This window comes from Dietzia maris, from assembly GCF_014144855.1.
Classification (GTDB): domain Bacteria; phylum Actinomycetota; class Actinomycetes; order Mycobacteriales; family Mycobacteriaceae; genus Dietzia; species Dietzia kunjamensis.
The window spans coordinates 1-1827 of sequence record NZ_JAALDN010000247.1 but is presented as its reverse complement, the minus strand read 5'-3'; the positions used below and the strand labels follow the sequence as shown (position 1 = coordinate 1827).

The following is a 1827-nucleotide window of genomic DNA, read 5'->3' as shown; positions in this document are numbered from 1 at the left end:
AACCGGCGGCGCGGCGACCGCCGGCGCTGCCGCGACCGGAGCGGGGAGGCCCGGCAGCGGCGGAAGCGCGATCCCCATGTCCGCGCCCACCTGCAGGATCATCGGTGCAGCAGCCACGGAACCGCCGATGAGCGCGACAGGCAGCAGCAGCGGCAGTGACCCCGCAGCCGATCCTGCGGACCCGAGTGGGGCCAGCGACGCCGTGAGGGACCCGAGGGGAGCGAGGGAGCCGGTGGCCGATCCCGGTTCGAGAGATCCCATCGGCAGGGAGCCCTCAGACGAGCCTTCCTCCAGCGACCCTTCATCGGACCCGGCCGACAACGGTGCGAGGGAACCCCCGTCGAGGGAGCCCTCCAACGACCCGTCGAGCGAACCCTCCCCCGTCCCGTTGCCCGAACCGGCATCAGAACCGGACGACAACGGCGCCAGGGACCCCTCCACCGACCCGTCCTCCGAACCCATGTCATCCGACCCGCCACCGGAACCCGCCGACAACGGCCCCAGCGATCCTCCCACCGATGCGAGAGGCAGGGAGCCCAGAGCAAGGGACCCGGGCGCGAGTGAACCGAGGTCGACCGACCCCTCCCCGGGCTCGTTGTCCGACCCGCCCTCAGAACCGGCCGACAACGGCGCGAGCGAACCCGCATCCAGCGACCCCTCCAACGACCCGTCACCCGAACCCAGATCATCCGACCCGCCCTCAGAACCGGCTGACAGCGGCGCCAGCGAGCCATCACCCGCCTCGGAACCGGACGATCCGAGCGCCAGGAGCAGAGTCACGGCCACGAGCGATCCGCCCTCGGCGGAACCGGGGTCCAACGACCCGTCGTCCGAGCCGGCATCCGAGCCCGCCGACAACGGCGCCAGGGAACCCGCATCCAGGGACCCCTCCTCCAGCGACCCTTCGTCAGAGCCCACGTCATCCGACCCGGCATCGGACCCCGCGGACAACGGCTGCAGCGAGGCTGGGTCCAGGGAGCCGGGGTCCAGCGAACCGGGGTCGAGCGATCCCGGGTTGAGCGATCCGGTGTCCGGGGACGACCCCGACGGCACGGAGCCGGGGTCCAGCGAACCGGGCCCCGAGAGATCATCCGAGCCGGTATCGGAACCGGCGGACAGCGGCTCCAGCGAGCCGGGATCCAGCGAGCCGCTCGGTATGCCTCCGTCGAGCGATCCGCCCTCACCCGACCCGGCCGAACCGAGCAGCAGTTCGAGGTTCAGACCGAGCTCGCCGTTGAGCGACCCGGTCTGGGCACCTGCGATCGCCGGCGAACCGGCGGCAGCGAGCAGCGCTGCGCTGGTGAGCGCCGCCGCCCTCAGATGTCGTGCGCGTTTCGAAGACATAGTCGATCCTTCTCTCGGTGTCCCTTGCTTCTGCCGGAGGATGCAGCGGATCGCCTGCACCGATCCCCTTACCTGACCTAAACATCGCGTAAACTCAGAATACTGTTACCTAGATCACATTACTACCGGTGAAACGACATATATTTGACCTCGTCAGCGGCCTGCGGCCACCTACGCTCGATGGGTGACCACTGCGCCCCACACCCTGTCGTCCCCGGTCCCGCCGCTTCGCCGCATGGCGGACGGCACGGTCAAGCAGACCAATCCGTTCACCGGCACCGAGGTGTGGACCGTGCCCGGTCGGGCGCACCGGCCCATCGACCACTCCCCCGGGCGGGTCACCGCGGTGGACCCGTCCGCCGCGGAGGCGCACTGCCCGTTCTGTGTGACCCGGCTGCGCGAGACCACCCCGGAGAAGGCGCGCGTAATCCGCGACGGCGACACCTGGCGGGTGCTCGAGGAGGTGTCCGCCGACGAGCTCGA

General features: G+C 70.4%; 2 protein-coding genes. One reads left to right on the top strand and one right to left on the bottom strand.

All coding sequences use genetic code 11. The features are described from left to right. On the bottom strand, nucleotides 1-1344 hold a 1344-nt coding region (locus G6024_RS08755), incomplete at its 3' end, for a hypothetical protein (protein ID WP_478213483.1). 184 nt (nucleotides 1345-1528) lie between these two features. On the opposite strand from G6024_RS08755, the gene G6024_RS08750 reads away from it, so the two are divergent. Then, nucleotides 1529-1827 (top strand): DUF4921 family protein (locus G6024_RS08750; RefSeq protein WP_235027822.1); only part of this gene is annotated, 299 nt, incomplete at its 3' end.